At 39.7% G+C, this 18,788-nt stretch carries 24 protein-coding genes; 19 read left to right on the top strand and 5 right to left on the bottom strand.

The features are described from left to right. Positions 1-142 precede the first annotated feature (142 nt). Together ACVW0P_RS06485 and ACVW0P_RS06480 are read left to right on the top strand one after the other, a co-directional pair. Positions 143-517 (top strand): helix-turn-helix domain-containing protein, encoded by a 375-nt coding sequence (locus tag ACVW0P_RS06485; protein ID WP_457131347.1) that lies wholly within the window; start codon positions 143-145, stop codon positions 515-517. Between the two features lie 225 nt (positions 518-742). Further along, entirely contained in the window at positions 743-1,036 is a 294-nt protein-coding gene (locus ACVW0P_RS06480; RefSeq protein WP_457131346.1) for a hypothetical protein, read from the top strand. A 4-nt stretch (positions 1,037-1,040) separates the two neighbouring features. Here ACVW0P_RS06480 and ACVW0P_RS06475 read toward each other — a convergent pair whose 3' ends face one another. Further along, positions 1,041-2,480, bottom strand: coding sequence for a tetratricopeptide repeat protein (locus ACVW0P_RS06475; RefSeq protein ID WP_354429713.1), 1,440 nt, complete (start codon positions 2,478-2,480; stop codon positions 1,041-1,043). Between the two features lie 332 nt (positions 2,481-2,812). On the opposite strand from ACVW0P_RS06475, the gene ACVW0P_RS06470 reads away from it, so the two are divergent. The 9 genes from ACVW0P_RS06470 (at position 2,813) to ACVW0P_RS06430 (ending at position 4,832) form a co-directional block, all read left to right on the top strand. Next, complete coding sequence (locus ACVW0P_RS06470) at positions 2,813-2,959, top strand: hypothetical protein (protein ID WP_457131345.1); 147 nt, start codon at positions 2,813-2,815, stop codon at positions 2,957-2,959. 41 nt (positions 2,960-3,000) lie between these two features. Then, positions 3,001-3,144: a hypothetical protein gene (locus ACVW0P_RS06465; protein ID WP_354429710.1), complete on the top strand. Its 144-nt coding sequence runs from the start codon at positions 3,001-3,003 to the stop codon at positions 3,142-3,144. 50 nt (positions 3,145-3,194) lie between these two features. Beyond that, positions 3,195-3,317, top strand: a complete 123-nt coding sequence (locus ACVW0P_RS06460) for a hypothetical protein (RefSeq protein ID WP_457131344.1) — start codon at positions 3,195-3,197, stop codon at positions 3,315-3,317. Positions 3,318-3,389: 72 nt separating this feature from the next. Then, positions 3,390-3,536, top strand: a complete 147-nt coding sequence (locus ACVW0P_RS06455) for a hypothetical protein (protein ID WP_354429706.1) — start codon at positions 3,390-3,392, stop codon at positions 3,534-3,536. A gap of 72 nt (positions 3,537-3,608) precedes the next feature. Beyond that, positions 3,609-3,836: a hypothetical protein gene (locus ACVW0P_RS06450; RefSeq protein ID WP_354429705.1), complete on the top strand. Its 228-nt coding sequence runs from the start codon at positions 3,609-3,611 to the stop codon at positions 3,834-3,836. Between the two features lie 72 nt (positions 3,837-3,908). Next, on the top strand, positions 3,909-4,136 hold the full coding sequence (locus ACVW0P_RS06445; protein WP_457131343.1) for a hypothetical protein: 228 nt from the start codon (positions 3,909-3,911) through the stop codon (positions 4,134-4,136). Between the two features lie 72 nt (positions 4,137-4,208). Continuing rightward, the gene (locus tag ACVW0P_RS06440) at positions 4,209-4,430 is read left to right on the top strand and encodes a hypothetical protein (protein ID WP_457131342.1); all 222 of its coding nucleotides are present in this window, start codon (positions 4,209-4,211) and stop codon (positions 4,428-4,430) included. A 41-nt stretch (positions 4,431-4,471) separates the two neighbouring features. Then, entirely contained in the window at positions 4,472-4,645 is a 174-nt protein-coding gene (locus ACVW0P_RS06435; protein WP_354429700.1) for a hypothetical protein, read from the top strand. A 13-nt stretch (positions 4,646-4,658) separates the two neighbouring features. Further along, complete coding sequence (locus ACVW0P_RS06430; RefSeq protein ID WP_354429698.1) at positions 4,659-4,832, top strand: hypothetical protein; 174 nt, start codon at positions 4,659-4,661, stop codon at positions 4,830-4,832. Positions 4,833-4,925: 93 nt separating this feature from the next. On the opposite strand, the gene ACVW0P_RS06425 is transcribed toward ACVW0P_RS06430, so the two are convergent. Continuing rightward, positions 4,926-5,435 (bottom strand): hypothetical protein, encoded by a 510-nt coding sequence (locus ACVW0P_RS06425; protein ID WP_457131341.1) that lies wholly within the window; start codon positions 5,433-5,435, stop codon positions 4,926-4,928. 476 nt (positions 5,436-5,911) lie between these two features. Between ACVW0P_RS06425 and ACVW0P_RS06420 the strand changes: the two genes are divergently transcribed. After that, positions 5,912-6,121 carry a hypothetical protein gene (locus ACVW0P_RS06420; protein WP_354429694.1) on the top strand — a complete coding sequence of 70 codons (210 nt, stop codon included), beginning with the start codon at positions 5,912-5,914 and terminating at the stop codon, positions 6,119-6,121. 57 nt (positions 6,122-6,178) lie between these two features. Here the strand turns inward: ACVW0P_RS06420 and ACVW0P_RS06415 are convergent, their stop codons facing one another. Beyond that, positions 6,179-6,658: a CYTH domain-containing protein gene (locus ACVW0P_RS06415; protein WP_457131340.1), complete on the bottom strand. Its 480-nt coding sequence runs from the start codon at positions 6,656-6,658 to the stop codon at positions 6,179-6,181. A 176-nt stretch (positions 6,659-6,834) separates the two neighbouring features. On the opposite strand from ACVW0P_RS06415, the gene ACVW0P_RS06410 reads away from it, so the two are divergent. The 3 genes from ACVW0P_RS06410 (at position 6,835) to ACVW0P_RS06400 (ending at position 11,093) form a co-directional block, all read left to right on the top strand. Further along, on the top strand, positions 6,835-9,549 hold the full coding sequence (locus ACVW0P_RS06410) for a carboxypeptidase regulatory-like domain-containing protein (RefSeq protein WP_457131339.1): 2,715 nt from the start codon (positions 6,835-6,837) through the stop codon (positions 9,547-9,549). Positions 9,550-9,756: 207 nt separating this feature from the next. After that, positions 9,757-10,629, top strand: a complete 873-nt coding sequence (locus ACVW0P_RS06405) for an aldo/keto reductase (protein WP_457131338.1) — start codon at positions 9,757-9,759, stop codon at positions 10,627-10,629. A gap of 74 nt (positions 10,630-10,703) precedes the next feature. Then, complete coding sequence (locus ACVW0P_RS06400) at positions 10,704-11,093, top strand: hypothetical protein (RefSeq protein WP_457131337.1); 390 nt, start codon at positions 10,704-10,706, stop codon at positions 11,091-11,093. 113 nt (positions 11,094-11,206) lie between these two features. On the opposite strand, the gene ACVW0P_RS06395 is transcribed toward ACVW0P_RS06400, so the two are convergent. Further along, entirely contained in the window at positions 11,207-11,500 is a 294-nt protein-coding gene (locus ACVW0P_RS06395; protein WP_354429686.1) for a YciI family protein, read from the bottom strand. 148 nt (positions 11,501-11,648) lie between these two features. On the opposite strand from ACVW0P_RS06395, the gene ACVW0P_RS06390 reads away from it, so the two are divergent. Genes ACVW0P_RS06390 through ACVW0P_RS06375 form a run of 4 tightly spaced genes read left to right on the top strand, consistent with a single transcriptional unit; the run spans position 11,649 to position 17,615 of the window. Then, positions 11,649-12,818, top strand: coding sequence for a galactokinase (locus ACVW0P_RS06390; protein WP_457131336.1), 1,170 nt, complete (start codon positions 11,649-11,651; stop codon positions 12,816-12,818). Positions 12,819-12,842: 24 nt separating this feature from the next. After that, positions 12,843-13,373, top strand: a complete 531-nt coding sequence (locus ACVW0P_RS06385) for an RNA methyltransferase (RefSeq protein ID WP_457131335.1) — start codon at positions 12,843-12,845, stop codon at positions 13,371-13,373. Between the two features lie 60 nt (positions 13,374-13,433). Beyond that, on the top strand, positions 13,434-16,949 hold the full coding sequence (locus tag ACVW0P_RS06380; protein ID WP_457131334.1) for a TraB/GumN family protein: 3,516 nt from the start codon (positions 13,434-13,436) through the stop codon (positions 16,947-16,949). Between the two features lie 3 nt (positions 16,950-16,952). Beyond that, positions 16,953-17,615, top strand: a complete 663-nt coding sequence (locus ACVW0P_RS06375) for a YdeI/OmpD-associated family protein (RefSeq protein WP_457131333.1) — start codon at positions 16,953-16,955, stop codon at positions 17,613-17,615. A gap of 4 nt (positions 17,616-17,619) precedes the next feature. Here ACVW0P_RS06375 and ACVW0P_RS06370 read toward each other — a convergent pair whose 3' ends face one another. Continuing rightward, positions 17,620-18,669, bottom strand: a complete 1,050-nt coding sequence (locus tag ACVW0P_RS06370) for an acyltransferase family protein (protein ID WP_457131332.1) — start codon at positions 18,667-18,669, stop codon at positions 17,620-17,622. Positions 18,670-18,788: the final 119 nt, after the last annotated feature.

Genomic DNA, 18,788 nt, shown 5'->3' with positions numbered 1-18,788 from the left:
TTTTGTAGATTTAATTCCACAGTTTTTTTTGGCGAAACATTAACTATGCGTTAATTGTACACAATAAGCACTTATTTAATATTGGCATTACGTTTGGTTAATAGTTAATACCCTTTTTCCTTAATTAACTATTATTATGTATATGATGAGCGAGACTATAAAAAAGAAGACAAATAAATCGGCCGGTAAAAACATCCGTACCCTGCGCCACGAGCATGGCTGGAGCCAGGAAGATGTTGCAAACCGTTTAGGTATATCTATCCCCGCGTTTTCGAAAATAGAGACGGGTGTCACGGATATCAACCTATCGAGACTGGAGCAAATTGCCAATATTTTTGAGGTGAGTGTTGTTAACCTGTTGTCGCTTGAGTATACCGAAGAGCCAAGCACACAAGATGTAAGCCTGAGCATCATCCAGAAAAAACTGGTTGACAGGGAAGCTGAGATCACCAATTTGCAACGTAAAGTAATTTTACTTTATGAAGAATTGCTGAGCAAAGGCAATATAGCAATCTAATTAATTAGGTACTGTTCAATATATACAACAGTTAGTAGCTGTTTTATTACGGTAATAAATCGAAAACCCTTGACTTTTGTTTAATTATTTTAAGCTAATCTTAATTAATTACGTTAAATGAAAATTAAGTTCGATTTATTGCCGTTTTCTATTTAATACTCACCCAATTACCTCAATTGGATTTATAATTGTACAGGCATAGGTAAACACAGAAGCAGATCTACTATGTCAAACTACATGATATCTATTGCCAACGCCGACCAGCAAACAGTTGGAACTATACATGACCGCCGCAGCAAGTTAAAAGTTAAAGCATTCGGGCTATTCCGTTCGCATTTAAAACCGCGCGAGGGCGAGGTTAGGTTTTTTGTTACTGCCGGTAACGAAACCTTAGCGTTTGAAACTGAAGGTTACAAAAGGCACAGGCAATTGCTTATATTACAAATGATATCAAGGTATTGTATGTATTTGGGATTGTTTGAGGCGCAGATCCACAGCACCTACCCAGGGTTACAGTAGCAAGTTAAACTGTGGTCCTGCTGGTATCATTAAGCATTTCGCTCATTTCAATTATCTTTTGGTCGATATCTGAAACGCACTTGTCCATCATATTTATACACTCTTTCTCATCAACAAGGCCTTCTTTTTCCAGATTCATTAAACCACGCAGCGTTGCGATTGGGCCTCGGATCTGGTGCGAGAGGTAAGATGAATACTCGGAGAGTTTCTTATTTTTAATCTGCAAATCTTTAGTACGCTCATCAATAATTTCTTCAAGATGATGGTTTACCCTATCCAGGTTATCTTTCTGCCGCGATACCTCTTCATTCAGTTCAGTAAGTTTTGTATTGGTTACCGTTTTGCGTTTAACGTTGCTCACCAGCAATACTATTACCACCATTAAAAGGCCTGCTACTACTGTAACGGCCCAAAACTTGATCCGGTCATTTTGCTGGCGTTGAATGGTTAGTTCATTCTCTCGCTGCCTTGCCTGCTGCTTAAATTGTTCCTGCAGCATATTTATCTGAGTAGATTCGTTAGATGCGTAAATGGTACTATCCTGCCGAAATATCGTTTGTAAATATGTGAGGGCCTTTTCGTAATGCTTTTGCTTAGCTTGCAACTGGTAATTGGTATAATTGTAGTCAGATTCCAACTTCTCATCTTTTAGAGCTTTAGAGTAAGCTTGCCCCTCTAATACTACTTTATTAGCCTCGTCAAAGCGGCCTTGTGCTATATATAGCGATGCAAGCGTAAGGTTAGTACTGGCTACCGGTTTGTTCAGGTCTTTTTCCTTCGCTGCTTTATTGGCTGCTAACAAAAGCTGCTCGGCTTTATCAAACTGGTTAAGGTTGAAATAAATAACCCCTCTGTTTTGTAAGGCTTGTATAGTATTAAAAGTATCTTTTATAGCTAAAAATATACTGTTACCCTTATCATAATAACTTAATGCCTGGTGAAAAATCTTCTTACGGTAATAAACGTTACCAATGTTTAGATACGTTGAACCAATAAGTTGCTGATCATTTAGTTTTTGGCCTATTGCGAGCGCTTTTTTCAGATATTCTAACGAACTCGTGTAATTATTGTCGAGATATAGGTTGCCGATGTTATTGTAAACCTTAGCCTCGCTGCGCAGATCTTTAATTTTTGCAAAACTTGCAAGTGCTTGTAAATAATCGCGAATAGCGGCACTTGCCTGGTTTAAATAAAAATTACCTATCCCCCTCACGCGGTAAGCTTCGCCCATGCCTTTTTCGTAACCTGCCTTTTCGGCAATGGCCAGTGCTTTGGTAGCAAAGGCAACCGTTTGCTCGGGGTTGGTACCACGGTTATCATAAGCCAACTTATTAAGCTTATTCACCTCATTAGTATCCTGCGCGGCAACGTCGTTTTTATCCACGGCGCGTGCAACAGTACAGCTAATAAGAAACACAACAAGCAGCGTAAAAATTTTATTCATTAGGGCTCTATACGTTGATATAATGGTGAAAGTTATAAAATAATTACAAACTATGTTTCATTGGGTTAAAGTTAGTAAAAAACAGCAAGATTTTTTTTTATCAACATTGCGTGATAATTAAAAAACATAATTATATTTGTGATGTTAATTTACTGATTCTTAAGAAGTTACACAGTTATTAACACGTTATTGTAATATACGATAACCGCTAAAATATAGCTATTTCATTAACTAATAGTTAGTAAAAAATAGTTAAACTATAGCAAATGGTTGTATAATTAAAAGTTGCTTAAAGGCTAAATAAAATTGGCTAATTAACGGGATAAAATAATATGAAAAAGACAGTACTGGCATACGTATTTCTACTTAGTGGGATATTAATATCAAGTTGCGTTAAACCAACAAGCATGCGCACAACAATGGATATGTTTTTAAAGGCGACGACAGGTATCCGAAAAGATATTGGTACCGCAGACTAATTTTAGATAAGCAGTAATAAAAAAATATTAAAACACAAAACATGAAAAAGTTAATTATCGCCACGGTATTGATCCTGGCAACAGGGGTTTTACCATCATACACCAAACAGGTTAATGTACAACCAACTGCAACAATTGAGCAAAACAACATCACATTTAGAAAAGATGTTGGTACCGCCGATTAATTAACCATTTCAAATTATAAATACCCCTAATAGATAAAAATAACACAGTTATGAAAAAGATAATAATAGCAGCAGCAATCATTTTAACAACAGCGGTTTTACCATCATACACAAAACAGGTTAGTGTAAAGCCTACCGCCATCATACAATTGACCCAAGCCTTGCCCTTGTAAAAAAAGACATCGGTACTGCCGATTAATTAATTAACATCATAACATTAAACACCCCTAATTAAAAATACGAACATGAAAAAATCAATCATAGCAGCAGCAATCATCATTTTAAGCGCAGGCGTACTACCATCATGCACAAAAAACGCCGAGGTTAAACCAACTGCAACTTTTGAAAAAAGCACAGTAGCCAACAAAAAAGATGTAGGCACCGCAGACTAATTAACAACAACCACAGAATTAAATAACAACCACACATATAAACAAATAATACCACCACAAAATATAACCACCATGAAAAAATTAATCATAGCTACAGCAATCATCTTCAGCGCTTTAACAACAACTACAGTTAACGCAACAACTCTAACAAACAAAAAAGATGTAGGCACCGCCGATGCTAAAAACAAAAAAGATGTAGGTACAGCTGATAACAAAAAAGACGTAGGCACTGCAGATGCTAAAAACAAAAAAGATGTAGGCACTGCCGATAACAAAAAAGACGTAGGCACCGCAGACTAATTAACAACAACCACAGAATTAAATAACAACCACACATATAAACAAATAATACCACCACAAAATATAACGATCATGAAAAAAATAATCATAGCAGCAGCAATCATCTTCAGTGCTTTAACAGCAACTACAGTTAACGCAACAACTCTAGCAAACAAAAAAGATGTAGGCACCGCCGATGCTAAAAACAAAAAAGATGTAGGTACAGCTGATAACAAAAAAGACGTAGGCACTGCAGATGCTAAAAACAAAAAAGATGTAGGCACAGCCGATAACAAAAAAGACGTAGGCACTGCAGACTAATTAACAACAACCACAGAATTAAATAACAACCACACATAAAAACAAATAATACAACCACAAAATATAACGATCATGAAAAAATTAATCATAGCAGCAGTAATCATATTCAGTACAGTAACAGCAACTACAGTTAACGCAGCAACTTTCACAAACAAAAAAGACGTTGGTACTGCAGACAATAAAAAAGATGTAGGTACAGCTGATAACAAGAAAGACGTAGGCACAGCAGATGCTAAAAACAAAAAAGACGTTGGTACTGCCGATAACAAAAAAGACGTAGGCACCGCAGACTAATTATTTACCATCAACACTGTTCACCAACAAATACAACAAACATGAAAAAGATCATCATAGCCGCAGCATTAGTATTAACATCAGCAGTAACTGCATTTTCGCTTACTACTAAAACGGATAACAAAGTAAACGCTAACAAATTACAAGAAGACGCTATTACTACATCTGTTAAAAACACAGCAGCACCAAAATCAGACGTAGGCTCAGCCGATTAATTATAATCATATCATGAAAAAAATCATCATAGCCGCAGCATTAATATTAACATCAGCAGTAACCGCATTTTCGCTTACAGTTAAAACTGATACCAAAACCGAGGCTAATAAATTGCAGCAAGATGCGGTAACAGCTTCTGTTAAAAGCAGCAATGCACCAAAATCAGACATAGGCACTGCCGACTAAGTTTTTTAATACCCAGGCATCAACATAAATAAAAATGCCCCGCTATAAATAACGAGGCATACAATAAAGTAAGAGTACTTAAATCAGTTTATATTATAGCGCCGGCTTATCAGCAGTTTTAAACTTGCTGCAATTATCAAGCTTATATATTATAGTATAACCCGCGGCACCGTCAGTTTCCTGGCGGCCATCTTTAACAACCTTAAATGGTTTTTGGCCAAGTTGCTGCGCAGATAGTTGAAAAGCAATAGCCATTGTATCTTTCATCCCCTCCTGCGTAAACGTCCACACCGCTTTAATATCGTTACCTTTCATTGTACCCTCAAGGGTGCCTTTACGTGCGTCCTTTTCTTTTGGCAGCCATTGCATTTCGCCGCTTACTTTTTCTGAATTAATAACTAAATGTACCGCTGTGGTATCCTGGTTACTCGTACCCTCGGTACGCAAAAAGCAATACTCCATGTTTTGCGCCGGTGCGTTTAGCGTAGTCGCTTTAGAAGTGTCTTCTGCCACAGTTTTAGTAGTGTCTGTCACTTTGTTTCCGTTGCCTGTACACGAAGCCAGGGCCAGCGCGCACATACTTAATATAGTGTATGGTTTCATGCTAAATATTATTGTTTGATTGATAAACGCCATACTTGGTAAAAAGTTCGATACATACTAATATAAGCATCATTTTAGTTGAAATATACTGATACTTAAATTTCAAGGTAAAGGGCTCATTAACTAAGCCATAAACAGTTTAACGCGCTCTGCCTTTAATAATTAAGTTAAATTCGGTAGAGGCGACGTAGTATTGGCCAACCAGGTGGCTATAGCTGTGTTAGATAAACAGACTTTGTGAGATACGCTTACTTTAAACGGAGTTTCAATTATAGCCGTAAATTCCACTATTCGGACGTTTATCCGCTAATATGTGCAAAAAAATCACCTTTTGTATAATTTGTTAGTTAAGTATAAATACATATATTGCCTTCATTATTATAAACATTGCCTGTTAGGGTGCTAAACAAACTGACAGATAATAAAAACAAAACATAATTAATCCAGTTACAATTAAAACTTAAAAAAAACTAAACATGGCAGCTTCAGGAATCACCGCGTATTCAGTAAAGACTAAAACTAAAAATGTTCCAATGATCGATCCGGTTATCGACATCAAATCTGGCAGATACATTGCTACAGGTAAAGATGCAGAAGGTAACAAAATGGCAGCTATCATGGGCAAAGCAACAGCAGAAGAACACGTTAAAGCAGGTAATGCAAAAAAAGGTTCTGGCTGGGAATAATATTATCTCCAATAAAAAAACCTGCCTTACAGAGGCAGGTTTTTTTATGCCGTAATTTTAGGTTAGCTGTTGCCAACCTATATATGGGTGTACAGACAGGCTTGCATTAGTATAACGGCTGTCATGGCTTACTTCCTCTGCTACCCAACCGGGTTTTTCAAACGGTTCGTTTTCACTATCTAATTCTATTTCGGCAACAATAAGCCCGTTGTTTACGCCGCTAAATACGTCTACCTCCCATACATGCCCTGCGTAATTAATATTGTAACGTATTTTTTCAATGGCCGATGTGGCAAAGTTTTGCAGTATATCGTTACCCTCATCAACGGGGATTGTATATTCATATTCGCTGCGGCTGATGCCTGTTGATGCACCTTTTAGCGTGATGTAAGCGGCTGTATTTGTAACACGGATTCTTACCGTCCGCTTTTCTTCGCTTAATATGTACCCTTGCTTATATAATTTGCCCTGTGGTTTTACAACCTGCTCCCACTTGGTATGGTTTACCAAAAACTTCCGTTCTATTTCTATTGGCATACGCTTATAGTTTGTAGCACTTAATTTACAATAATACTATTTTTAAAAATCCGATTATACGGTACATTTATCGGCACTTCGTTGGCTAAAACGTTAATGAAATGTTAAAACCAAATACCGCCTAACATGCGGTAAAGCTAAATGTTTATATTAGCCACGCTACTTTAATTATTATAATGAGCCTGAAAAAAATTGCGCTGACCATATTGCTGGCCACCTGTTTATTTGCCCCCGCCTTTGCCCAACGTGATACCGTTGCCCTTAGTACCATTATTACCAAAACGGCCAACTATATTACCAACTTCCCTATAGAAAAGGTTTACCTGCATTTAGATAAACCTTATTACGCCGCGGGCGATACCATTTGGTTTAAAGCCTATGTAACGCTCGACAAACACCAACCATCAAACCTCAGTAATATTGTGTATATAGATATCGCCGGGCAGGATTCTATCATGAAACTGGTTAAATTGCCTGTGGTAAATGGTGTGGCGCATGGCAACATCATCCTATCGCCCGATGTTTATAAACAAGGTAACTACCATTTAAGGGCCTACACCGCCTGGATGCGCAACTTTGAAACAGATTATTACTACAATAAAAATATTGCTATTGGCAATGCTATACAAGCCCAGGTTAATACCAGCATTTCATTTAACCGTGTAGCAGGCCAGCCCAAAGTTAGCGCGGCAATTATTTACAAACAGCCCGGCGAGGCATTAGCCAACAAAAGAGTAAACTGGACTATAACCAACCCCACCGGTGATGAGCTGAGCAAAGGCAAGGGTACTACCGATGCTAACGGTGTATTGAATGTGGTACTTACCGAAACATCTGCTGCCGCTTTAAAGAACGCCACCTTAACAACCAATATAGAACTTGCCAATAAAAAAGAAACACTTAACAAATTCCCGTTAACGGCAGCAAGTGCTGACCGCGACGTGCAGTTTTTCCCAGAGGGGGGTGAGCTCACCTTGGGCGTACGCTCAAAAGTTGCGTTTAAAGCCATTAATACAGATGGATTTGGCGTAAATATTAAAGGTACAATTACTGATAATACCGGTACGGTGGTTACTAATTTAGAAACTGCGCACCTGGGCATGGGTGTTTTTGCGCTAATGCCCGAAGATGGTAAAACCTATAAAGCCAATATCACCTTCGCCGATGGGGTAACCACAGCGTATGATATTCCGCGTATAAAACCAGCCGGCATTACACTGTCTGTATATAGCAACGATCCCGATAATATAAACATTAAGCTATCAGCCAACGACCCTTACTTTAAGGCAAACGAGGGCAAAATATATTACGTAGCAGCACAAAGCGGTGGGGCAATCTATTTTGCAGCACAAACAGCTTTACAAACAGCAACGTACAGCGCGGCTATCCCAAAAAGCAAGTTCCCAACAGGGCTCTTACAGCTTACTTTGTTCAGCGAACGTGGCATTGCACTTGCCGAACGTATTGTTTTCATCAAACGTAACGACATGCTTAACCTGACTATAGCGCCAGATCGTAAGGCGTTTTCAGTAAGGCAAAGAGTAAAGTTTGCTGTATCAGCAAAAAACAATGCAACACCTGTAGAGGGTGAGTTTTCGGTAGCTGTTACTGATGAAACCAAAGTGCCGGTTGACGAAGAAAGCGAAACCACTATTATGAGCAACCTTTTGCTTACCTCAGAAATTAAAGGCTACATCGAAAAACCGAACTATTATTTTATAAGTAAAGACCCTAACGTAGATGCCAACCTCGATATATTGATGCTTACTCAAGGTTACCGCCGCATCTCCTATCGTAACATCATAACCGGCAAATTCCCGCAGGTTTACCTTACGCCAGAGCAACAGGGCCTTGAGGTTAACGGAATCTTACGTAATAACACGGGGATGCCAATTTCTAAAGGCAACCTACGCATCCAGATCCCGGCTAAAAATTATTTTGCCGAAACAGTTGCCGATATGTCGGGTAATTTCAGGTTCCCTAAGTTAACCTTTCCTGATTCGGCACAGGTAATTATAAGCGCGCGCAACAACCCTAGTAGTAAAAACCTAATGATATCGGTAAATGGCGACAGCTATCAACCCGCAACAAAAAACGTGAACGCTTTAGATGAGGTAACTAACATTGATAGCGCTTACAAGCCATTGATGCTAAACAGCAAACGCCAGTATGAAAACCTGCACATTTTAAAAGAGGTTACCATCCGCTCTACCTCATTGGTAAAAAAGCCAACCCATAATGATTATGGTACGCTATCTGCCCTGCCTGTCATGGCCGATCAGCAGCTTACCGGCGCAAGGTTTAAAGATTGCCCTAACCTGTACATATGTTTACCTGCAATGCTGTTAGGCGTCACCGCCGAGAACAACCAACTCTTTTTCACCAAAAACATTTCCAATCAAAATAAACAACCTATGCAGGTATTTTTGAATGGCAGCCCGGTAGATTACCAAACACTTAACGGCTACCGTGGTGACGATGTAGAAACCATAGAGGTGTTTAAATCTGATGGATTGAGCAATATAAACCGCAATTACATGTCTGATGGTATTATTTCTATCATCACCCGCAAAATAGAGAAATCAAAAATAACCTTTGCGCAATTGCAGGAAATGCTTCCAAAAGGCAACTTACTAAGTTATAACGCCCAGGGGTATAGCATTCCGCGCGAATTTTATTCGCCAAAATACGACCCGCTTAAACAAGGTGCTTTTGGTGGCGATCTGCGCAGCACTATTTTTTGGAGCCCTAAGATAAAAACAGACAAAACCGGCTTAACATCCTTCGAATATTTCAATTCGGATAGCAAAGGCAGCTACCGCGCGGTTATTGAAGGCATGGATGCCGAAGGAAACCTCGGTCGCTATATATTTAGGTATACTGTAAAATAGATTGGCACTTTAAACTGGTAAAATCGAAATATATTTTCATATTATGGGTAACCAATCCCAAATTATGGGGCGATAAATAATTAATCCGCCCGCTGTGATTAACTACAGTTTCCGGCTTTTAAGTTGGATATGACACTTCCGTGAACCCCTGCACCGAACAATAAGCCTTACTTAGCGTTTATTCATTTTACCATAAGAACTAACATTATGAGTGACGCAACAACAATAACATTCCCTAAAACATTTAGCATAGGCGGTGATCTTGAGATTAACCGCTTAGGCTACGGCGCTATGCGCATTACAGGCAAAGGCATTTGGGGGCCGCCCAAAGACAATGATGAGGCCATCCGTGTTTTAAAACGCGCGGTAGAGCTTGGTGTAAACTTTATAGACACAGCAGATAGCTACGGCCCCCATATTTCTGAAGAATTGATAGCAGAAGCTTTATATCCGTACCCTGCCGATCTTATAATTGGCACAAAAGGCGGTTTGCTACGCACCGGGCCCGACCAATGGCCCGTAAATTCAAGTCCGGCGCATTTGAAAGAAGCTTTAGACGGCAGTTTAAAACGACTGAAACTTGACCAGATAGATCTTTACCAGCTGCACCGTATAGACCCCAATATACCTGCCGAGCAAAGCTTTGAATTTCTAAAACAAGCGCAAGCCGACGGCAAAATTCGCCATATTGGTTTATCAGAGGTTGGTATCGACGATATTAAAAAAGCGCAAGACTATTTTGAAGTGGTATCGGTACAAAATATGTACAGCGTTGACAACCGCAAATGGGAAGGCGTATTAAACTATTGCGAGGATAACGATATCGCTTTCATTCCATGGTTTCCGTTAAATGCGGGCAATGTGGCTGCACAGGAAAAACTGCAGGCAGTGGCCGAAAAACATGGCGCAACTGTACACCAGGTGGCTTTAAGCTGGTTATTAAACCATTCTAAAAACATCCTGCTGATACCCGGTACATCAAGCGTAGCCCACTTAGAAGAAAACATGAAAGCAGCCAACGTGGTCTTAGATGCAGAGGACATTGACGAACTGGACGGCATTTCGCCACCGGTCGGATAATCTATTTGAATATTAACAAAAAGGATGCTGAAATTAATCAGCATCCTTTTTTGTTAATACGTATTTTTGTGCCGATGAAAAGCAAAGAGGAAATATTGAACAGTTATTATTCGCATGCTGCAGATGGCACACCAGAAATAGCCGCTGATAGCTTACTACAAGCAATGGAAGAATACCGCCAACAAGCCGAAAAAGCCGCTTTTAATGCCGCACGCGAATTTAATGGCAACGCGCCCGTCTTTGCCACCTTTGCAGATTATCAGGCTACCCTGCAAAATAAAATCGAGCAGCAACCCAGGGAAGATACGGCACGTTTAGTTGCCGATAGCATCATAGAACAATTCCTGCCAGATGACCCGTCCGAACAAACATTTGAATTTAACTTTAAAGCCGAAGGCACCAACCAGACTGTGATCTATAAAAGAAACTCCACAGGCAATTGGGAATATGAAGGGAAAATTTAGTCAAAAGTTAAAAGATAGGTTATTGAGCCTTGCCTAAACCGCAAAACAACTTTAAGCTTTTTGCTTCCGACTTCTAACTTTTGACTTTAAACTTTTGACTTTAACTCTTCACCTTATCCAACGGTTGCCACTTTAAACGGCTTTACATCCACCGTTTCCCATATCTTTTGGGTGATGTATGGTTCGCTTTGTTTCCAAGCCTCCAGTTGCTCATCGGTTTCAAATTGCAGCACCATTACCGAACCTATCATTTTGCCCTCGTCGTTCAATATCGCTCCGCCCAAAACATAATTACCGCTTTCTTTTAAACTTTTGGCGCCATCAAGGTGGTGCGGGCGGATGTTCATGCGGCGTTCAAGCGCGCCTTCGTCTGTATGATCGTAGCCGGTAACAAGATATTGATTCATGCTCTAATGTGTTTATTTATGGGTTATTTAACAAATAACCGCAAGTTTGGTTTAGCAAGCAAATTATAGAGATAAAAAACTTTTGCTTATCGTTACGGAATAACTGTATAATTTACAATATTTGTTTCCCCAACTATAAAACCAATTTATGAGAGCTGACCTGAAACAAGAATTTGTTAGGCAATACGGTAAAGAAGCAACCGAAACTTATTTTTCGCCCGGCCGGGTAAACCTTATTGGCGAGCATATTGACTATAATGGTGGCTTGGTTATGCCGTGTGCTATCACTTTCGGTTCTTACTTGTTGGTATCTCCCAATAACGAAAATGTGTTCCGTTTTAAAAGCCTCAATTTTAGCGAACAAGCCGAAGTATCGCTAAATGGCGACCATAAAAAAAATGGTGAATTTTGGTACAACTATCCTGTTGGCGTAATTGCCCATTTTTTAAATGATGGCAAAAAACTGCAAGGATTGGATATGTTGTTTTATGGCGATATCCCTATTGGATCCGGGCTTTCTTCATCGGCTTCTATTGAGGTAGTTACCGCATTTGCTTTGAACGACCTTTTTACAGCCGACTATAGCCGGTTAGATTTGGTGAAGCTATCGCAATCTGTAGAGAATAAATTCATTGGTGTAAACTGCGGCATTATGGACCAGTTTGCCGTTGCCTTTGGCGAAAAGGACAAAGCTCTTATGCTAAACTGCGACACGCTGGAATACCAGGCGGTTGACAGTAACCTTGGCGATTACTTGCTGGCTATCATCAACACAAATAAACCCCGGAAACTGGCCGAATCTAAATACAACGAGCGCGTGCAGGAATGCCAAACCGCCCTTGACGCCTTAAAGCAGCAACTGGACATTAATCACCTTTGCGATATTGACAGCGAAACCTTCGAAAAATACAAACACCTCATAACCGATGCCACCGTACAAGGCCGCGCCAAACATGTGGTAGAAGAAAATGACCGCGTAAAACTGGCCGCGAAAGCACTAAGCAATAATAACCTTGCTGAGTTTGGCCGGCTGATGTACGCATCGCACCAATCCCTGCGCGATCTTTACGAGGTAAGCGGCGTGGAACTGGATACTGTTGTAGACTACGCCAAAACCAACCCCGATGTTGCCGGTGCACGGATGACGGGTGCAGGCTTCGGTGGTTGTGCCATTGCATTGGTAAAAAAAGAAGCCTTTGATAAGTTTAGCGAAGAAGTGACCGAATATTACACCAACAAAATCGGTTACGCACCATCTGTTTATGCTTCACTAATTGGCGATGGCGTGGGTATATTGAATGAAGTAGTAAAATCGTAATTTCGCGGTTTACTATTCAATGTTATGCGCAAACTAAAACTCGACGAATTAAACCGTGCTACCGTAGATGAATTTAAAGCCCAGGATAAATTACCTGTGGCTGTTGTGCTGGACAACGTGCGCAGTATGCATAATATCGGCTCCATTTTCCGTACATCTGACGGGTTTGCGGTGGAGCAGGTTTGCCTTTGTGGTATAACCGCCCAACCACCTCACCGCGAAATTGAAAAAACTGCCCTCGGCGCTACGCAATCCATCAATTGGACGTATTTTGAAACACCCCTGCAAGCTGTTGAAACCCTGCGCGCAGATGGTTATAAGATAATTGCTATCGAACAGGCAGAAAACAGCATTATGCTCAACACCTTTATCCCTGCCCCAAATGAAAAGTATGCGCTTATCTTCGGTAATGAAGTAAACGGTGTAAGCGACGAGGTAATGAAAAGCATCGATGCCTGTATCGAGATCCCCCAGTTTGGCACAAAACACTCCTTCAATATCGTAGTATCCGCAGGGATAGTCCTTTGGGATTTTTTCTCGAAGATAGTCGTGTAATTTTACTGCGGATAAAAAAAATGTTATATTTTTATAGGGACCGTACCTTATAAAATTTTAATGACAAACTTTTACACCTCCCCGCTACAACAAAACCCAACTTTCTTTTTTACTCTTAAAAAATTCACGTTCACAATCCTGTTTATCATGATTGCGGCAGGTTCTTTTGCTCAGCAAAAACCACATTACAGCCTGCTCTGGAAAATCAACGGGAAAGGGATGGCTAAACCGTCTTATCTTTTCGGCACCATGCATGTAAAAGATAAACGCGTTTTTGGCTTTAGCGATTCGGTAATGCTTGCGATACAAAATTGCCCGTTGTTTGCGCTGGAGATACACCCTGATACAGTGATCAAACAAATGTTTGAAACCATAAGCAATAAAGATACCACAGGTAGCTTGCGCCAACTATTAAGTAAAGACGACTACGCAAAGTTTGCCAAACGTTTTGAAGCAAAAAATGGCTATCCGCCGGGCGATATTGACCCAATACAAGCCGAATCTATGATGCAGGCGGTAAAAGAAAAACCAGATGATAAAAAGGCCTTTGTTGATGCTTACCTTTTTGGTGTTGCAAGGGGAATGGGCAAAACCATATACGGTTTAGAAGATAGCAGGGAACAATTAAAAGGGCTATCCGAAACCAACAAGTTAAAAACGAGGCTGCAGGATGTAATTGATGGCGACGAGCAGGAAGAGCTTGAGCAGACAGAAGATATGATAAAGCTTTACAGCGATGGCGATATCGACAAAATTGTGAATTACCTGGGCGAGGATCACCTCGAGGATTCTATTCTTGTAATAAGGAACAACGTAATGCTTAACAGCATAATAAGACGTATGGCAACCGATGCTATTTTTTCGGCCGTGGGTGTAGCGCATTTACCAGGTGATAACGGGCTAATTGCATTATTAAGGGCAGCCGGTTATATGGTTACCCCGGTAACCGCTACCTTTACAGGGGTTGCCAACAAATTTAATGCGGACTATACCAACCTGAAATGGAAAACATACATGAACCGAGAACAGGGTTACTCGATTGACTTCCCATTCGAACCCATTAAAGCGAGCCCCTCATATGATATAAAAGCTGTAATATTTCCGGATATGGGTAATGATATGTTTTTGGGGACCTATGCCCTCCTCAATGGAAAATCTACAGCTAATGAGGCTATTGCCCGTATCATAAAAAATATCAGTAAAAAGGAAGAGCGCCTCATAAGTAACAAAGTATTTTTGACCAACGGTTTAAAAACAACCGAAATAGTTGTAGAAAATAAAAAGCACATTACCGTTCGCTATCGTTTTATATCTGATAATAATTTCTTGTATTGTATTTACGCAGGTAACGACCCGGCCAGCGTCAATTCGGCCTACGCAAATAAATTTTTTAACTCTTTTAAAACTTTCAAGCCGGCAATATTGCCTGATAAAAAGTGGATAAGCTATAAAAACGATACCGCTGCCTTTAGTATAGACCTGCCAATGAAGCCAATTGTAGTAAAGCAAAATATCCAAAGCCCTAATAACCCCGATAACACTTTTGAACTAAGTATTTATCTTGCTACCGATAGTGTAAATCTCATCAATTACTTGGTGCGGTACAACGATTATCCCAAGGGGACGTACCTGGCAGATAAAAGCAAGGCATTTGAGAGCGTAACTACTGAATTGAAATCAAAAGGCGCGGTCATAAAAAAGATCCGCACTGTTTTTTTACAGGGAGTAGAGGGGCGCGAATTTGAGTTCAGCCTTAAAGATTATAACTGCAAATCGCAGCTTTTTGTTAGGGGGAACCGTATTTACCTGATACTAAAGCAAAATCTTGATGGTGCCGATATCGGCAAAGGGTTTGACTTTTTTAAAACGCTTAAATTCACACCATACGCAAAATCTGAACCCGGCACCTATAAATTTGGCGGCGGCAGGTACACCACCAAAATTTTCAACCATATCATTACCCCCACAGATTCTTCAAAAAATTATAATTCTTACCTGCGCATGGTCGAGTCGGTATTTTCTACCAATGTGCTATCGGGTGGGGTGTTTGGCATAGAACATGCAACTTTCAGCAAGTACTTTAGGTCACCAAACATCGATTCGGTTTATAGTAAACTCCTGCACAATTTTGTTGGATACACCGATAGCCTTACAAAAAAAGATACCGTAACCGTTAATGGTATTAAAGGATGGGAACTGGTTACCCAAGGTAAAGTTAACAAAGAAAAATCCCGTACCCGCTTATTCATCAACAACAATGATGTATTTACATTTATGAGCCATACTGCCGGCGAAGAACTTTTCTCAGGCGATGCAAACAGATTTTATAATTCACTAAAAGCAACTACAACCGGCCCTCCCGCATCATTAAGCACGTCTAAGTCCAAACTTATTGTTAATGACCTGCTGAGCACAGATTCTGCAACATACAAATATGCATTAGGTGCCCTGTCATACTATAAGTTTGATAAAACCGAAATAAATGATCTGTTAGCCGCCGTTCAAAAGACTTACAGCGACGACACAACCGATAATGGCGCACGTACAGAACTAATAGAAGCGATAGCAAAAGTTAAAGATCCGGTAGCATTAAATACGCTGATAAGTGTTTTTAACAGCACTAAAAGTGATTACATAAAAGCATCGGTACTTGGTGCTGTGGTAAAGGTGGACAGCTTAAAAGGCTACGACGCCTATCTGGATCTGTTAAAAAAAGAGCCTATTTCTAATACCGGGCTTAATTATCAAATATTTATGCCGCTTACAGATTCGTTGGAATATGTTGCAGCAAATTACACGCAAATATTACCGCTACTTCGTTATCCGGAATATCGCCGAAATATACTGTCGCTATCTCAAAACATGCTTGGCAGATCGCACAAAAACAAATACACATCATTGGTAACATCGCATTTTAACGATCTTACGCGGTATGCCAACCAGGACCTTAAAACCTACCTGGCGGATACAGCTATGTATAAATGGAAGTACGGTATAAACATTTATCTTCAACTGATGAGTGATATTAAAGGCAAGCCCGTTACCGATAATTTCACTGCAGCCATCATAAAAAAAGACAACTATAATGGCGAGGTAAGTTACGCAGCAGTTACCCGTTTAGACAACAACCTGCCGGTAAGTCAATTAGTTATTAACAGGTTGCTTGACAGCATTGATGCAAGATATAATATTTTAGATGCCTTAAATAAAAGCGGCAAACTTGCCATGGCACCGGTAAGATACCGCACACAGCAAGAATTTGCAAAATTATCCTTATACCAATATGTACAAAACGAAGATGAAGGAAGTGCCAACAATATTAAGCTATTAGGTATTATTCCCGAAAAGGAAAACCAGTATTTTGTTTTTAAATTTGATTCGGGCTATGATAGTGATTCCCATTATACGGCTGTATGTGGCCCATACAAAACAGGGTCTACTAAATTAGATTTCGATATTTATCGCGCTTATACAGACTGGGAAGACAAAAAATCGGACTGGAGGATTCACGCGAAAAAAATGATCCCGAAATTAAAAAAGGCCAATAAAGAAAGCGTGGACAACATAACAAATTAACCAATGAGTCCCCTTGCCAAAAAACTGCTTATGAAGCCGGGTCAGCATTGGCTGATCTTGAACTCGCCCGAAGAATACCTTGCTTCCCTTGAGCCATTACCAAATGGCACTACCCTATCTTTTGCGGCCGAAGGAAACTTCAATGGCCTCCAAGTTTTTGTAAAGAACAGCACCGAACTGGCCATTGCTTTTGCCGATTTAAACCCTTTTTTAAATGATGAAACGGTTTTATGGGTTATCTACCCCAAGAAAAATTCCGGCATAGATAGCGACCTTGAAATGATGAGCGGTTGGGAAGTAGCAAAACCCTACGGCCTGCGCCCGGTGGCATCTGCAGCCATCAATAATGTGTGGACCACCCTCCGTTTCCGCCCCGAGCATCTGGTTAAACATTCGGGTGCCAGCAAGGAATCCATCCGTAACGAAAACGATTATTCTGTCTACATCGACGTAGATAAAAAATTGATTACCCTACCGCCCTACCTGCACCAAGCCTTGGCCCACGAGCCTGCCGCGATGGCCTTGTATGAGAAGTTTGCATGGTCGCACCGTAAGGAGTATTTGATTTGGATCCTGAGTGCCAAACAGGAACAAACCCGCGCAAACCGCATCGCTAAAATGATAGAAATGCTCTCGGCAGGAAAGAAAAACCCGTCTGAAAAATAGCCTATCAATTAAGGATTTTTTTCTCCGGGAATTTAAACAACAAAGAAAGGTAAGATCGTTTCATACAAATTAAGTAAACAAAATAAGAAATAGTTACTCCTAACACGGTCCCCAGGATAACATTGATCACAGGGTCGTGTATTTTTAATATTTTAATAAGGGCTATTCTTGTCCCACTACCAACAATGATGTGTATCAGGTAAATACCGATAGATGCTTTTCCTAAATCATTAAAAACGTTAAACCCATTAAAATTCGATAGTTTGTTTGCGAATTGCATTACTACCAACGACCCTAAAACACCTGTAAATACAAATAATATATTTGATAAATAGGTTAGCCCAGGCTGCTCTGCCAAATAAAAGTATTCGACAGCTGCGAACAGTAATATTACGAACAGTAACCACTTACCTTGAGTTATTAAGGGTAAAAATCTATCTTTCCATTCTGAAAAGAATATGCCGATATTAAAAAATATTAAGTATTTAAATATATTTTTAAATGGATCAAGTTCAACGTTGAGGTAAAACATAGCCAACCAAAATAAACATGAGAAAATCAGCGCATACCGGAAAATAATTTTATAAAACACGAAACTTATACAGTTAATAAAAAATAACGCATACAAAAACCAAAACTGAGCGCGGGGAATTACCAGGCAAGTAAGTAAAGCAGTAGCGGGTGTTTTAGCGTTTGTAAATTTATTTAATAAAACTTCGATAAGTGTTTGTAACAAAGACCATATTACAAAAGGATAAAGCAGCGATTTTGCCTTATTTATTAAAAATTTGGAGTTGTCTTTTTTGAAAGAATTTAAAAAAAAATAGCCAGACAATATAAAAAAAAGCGGCATATGAAAGCTATAAACAAAATTGTCTGAGTAATAAAAGTAGCTTTTTTTTATAATTTTACTTTCATATAGACCTCTAAGCACATGGCCATAAACAACCAATATAATTCCAATTCCTTTTGAATAATCAATCCATAAAAGTCTGCTCTTTAATAAATTATCTCGAGTATGAAGCACGGTTGTTTTTTGTGTAAACTTAGTCATTGTGTTTGAAAATGGAAATCAATTTATACGTTCTCATAAATAATTTAAAAAAATCACCGAATGTTAATAAAAATCGTTCAAATTCAACAATTCCCGTTGGTAGCGCGTACGTGCCCGCT

The sequence above is a fragment of the Mucilaginibacter sp. UYNi724 genome (assembly GCF_054057495.1).
Note: the sequence above shows the minus strand (reverse complement) of the source record. Positions and strands in the feature narration are given on the sequence as shown.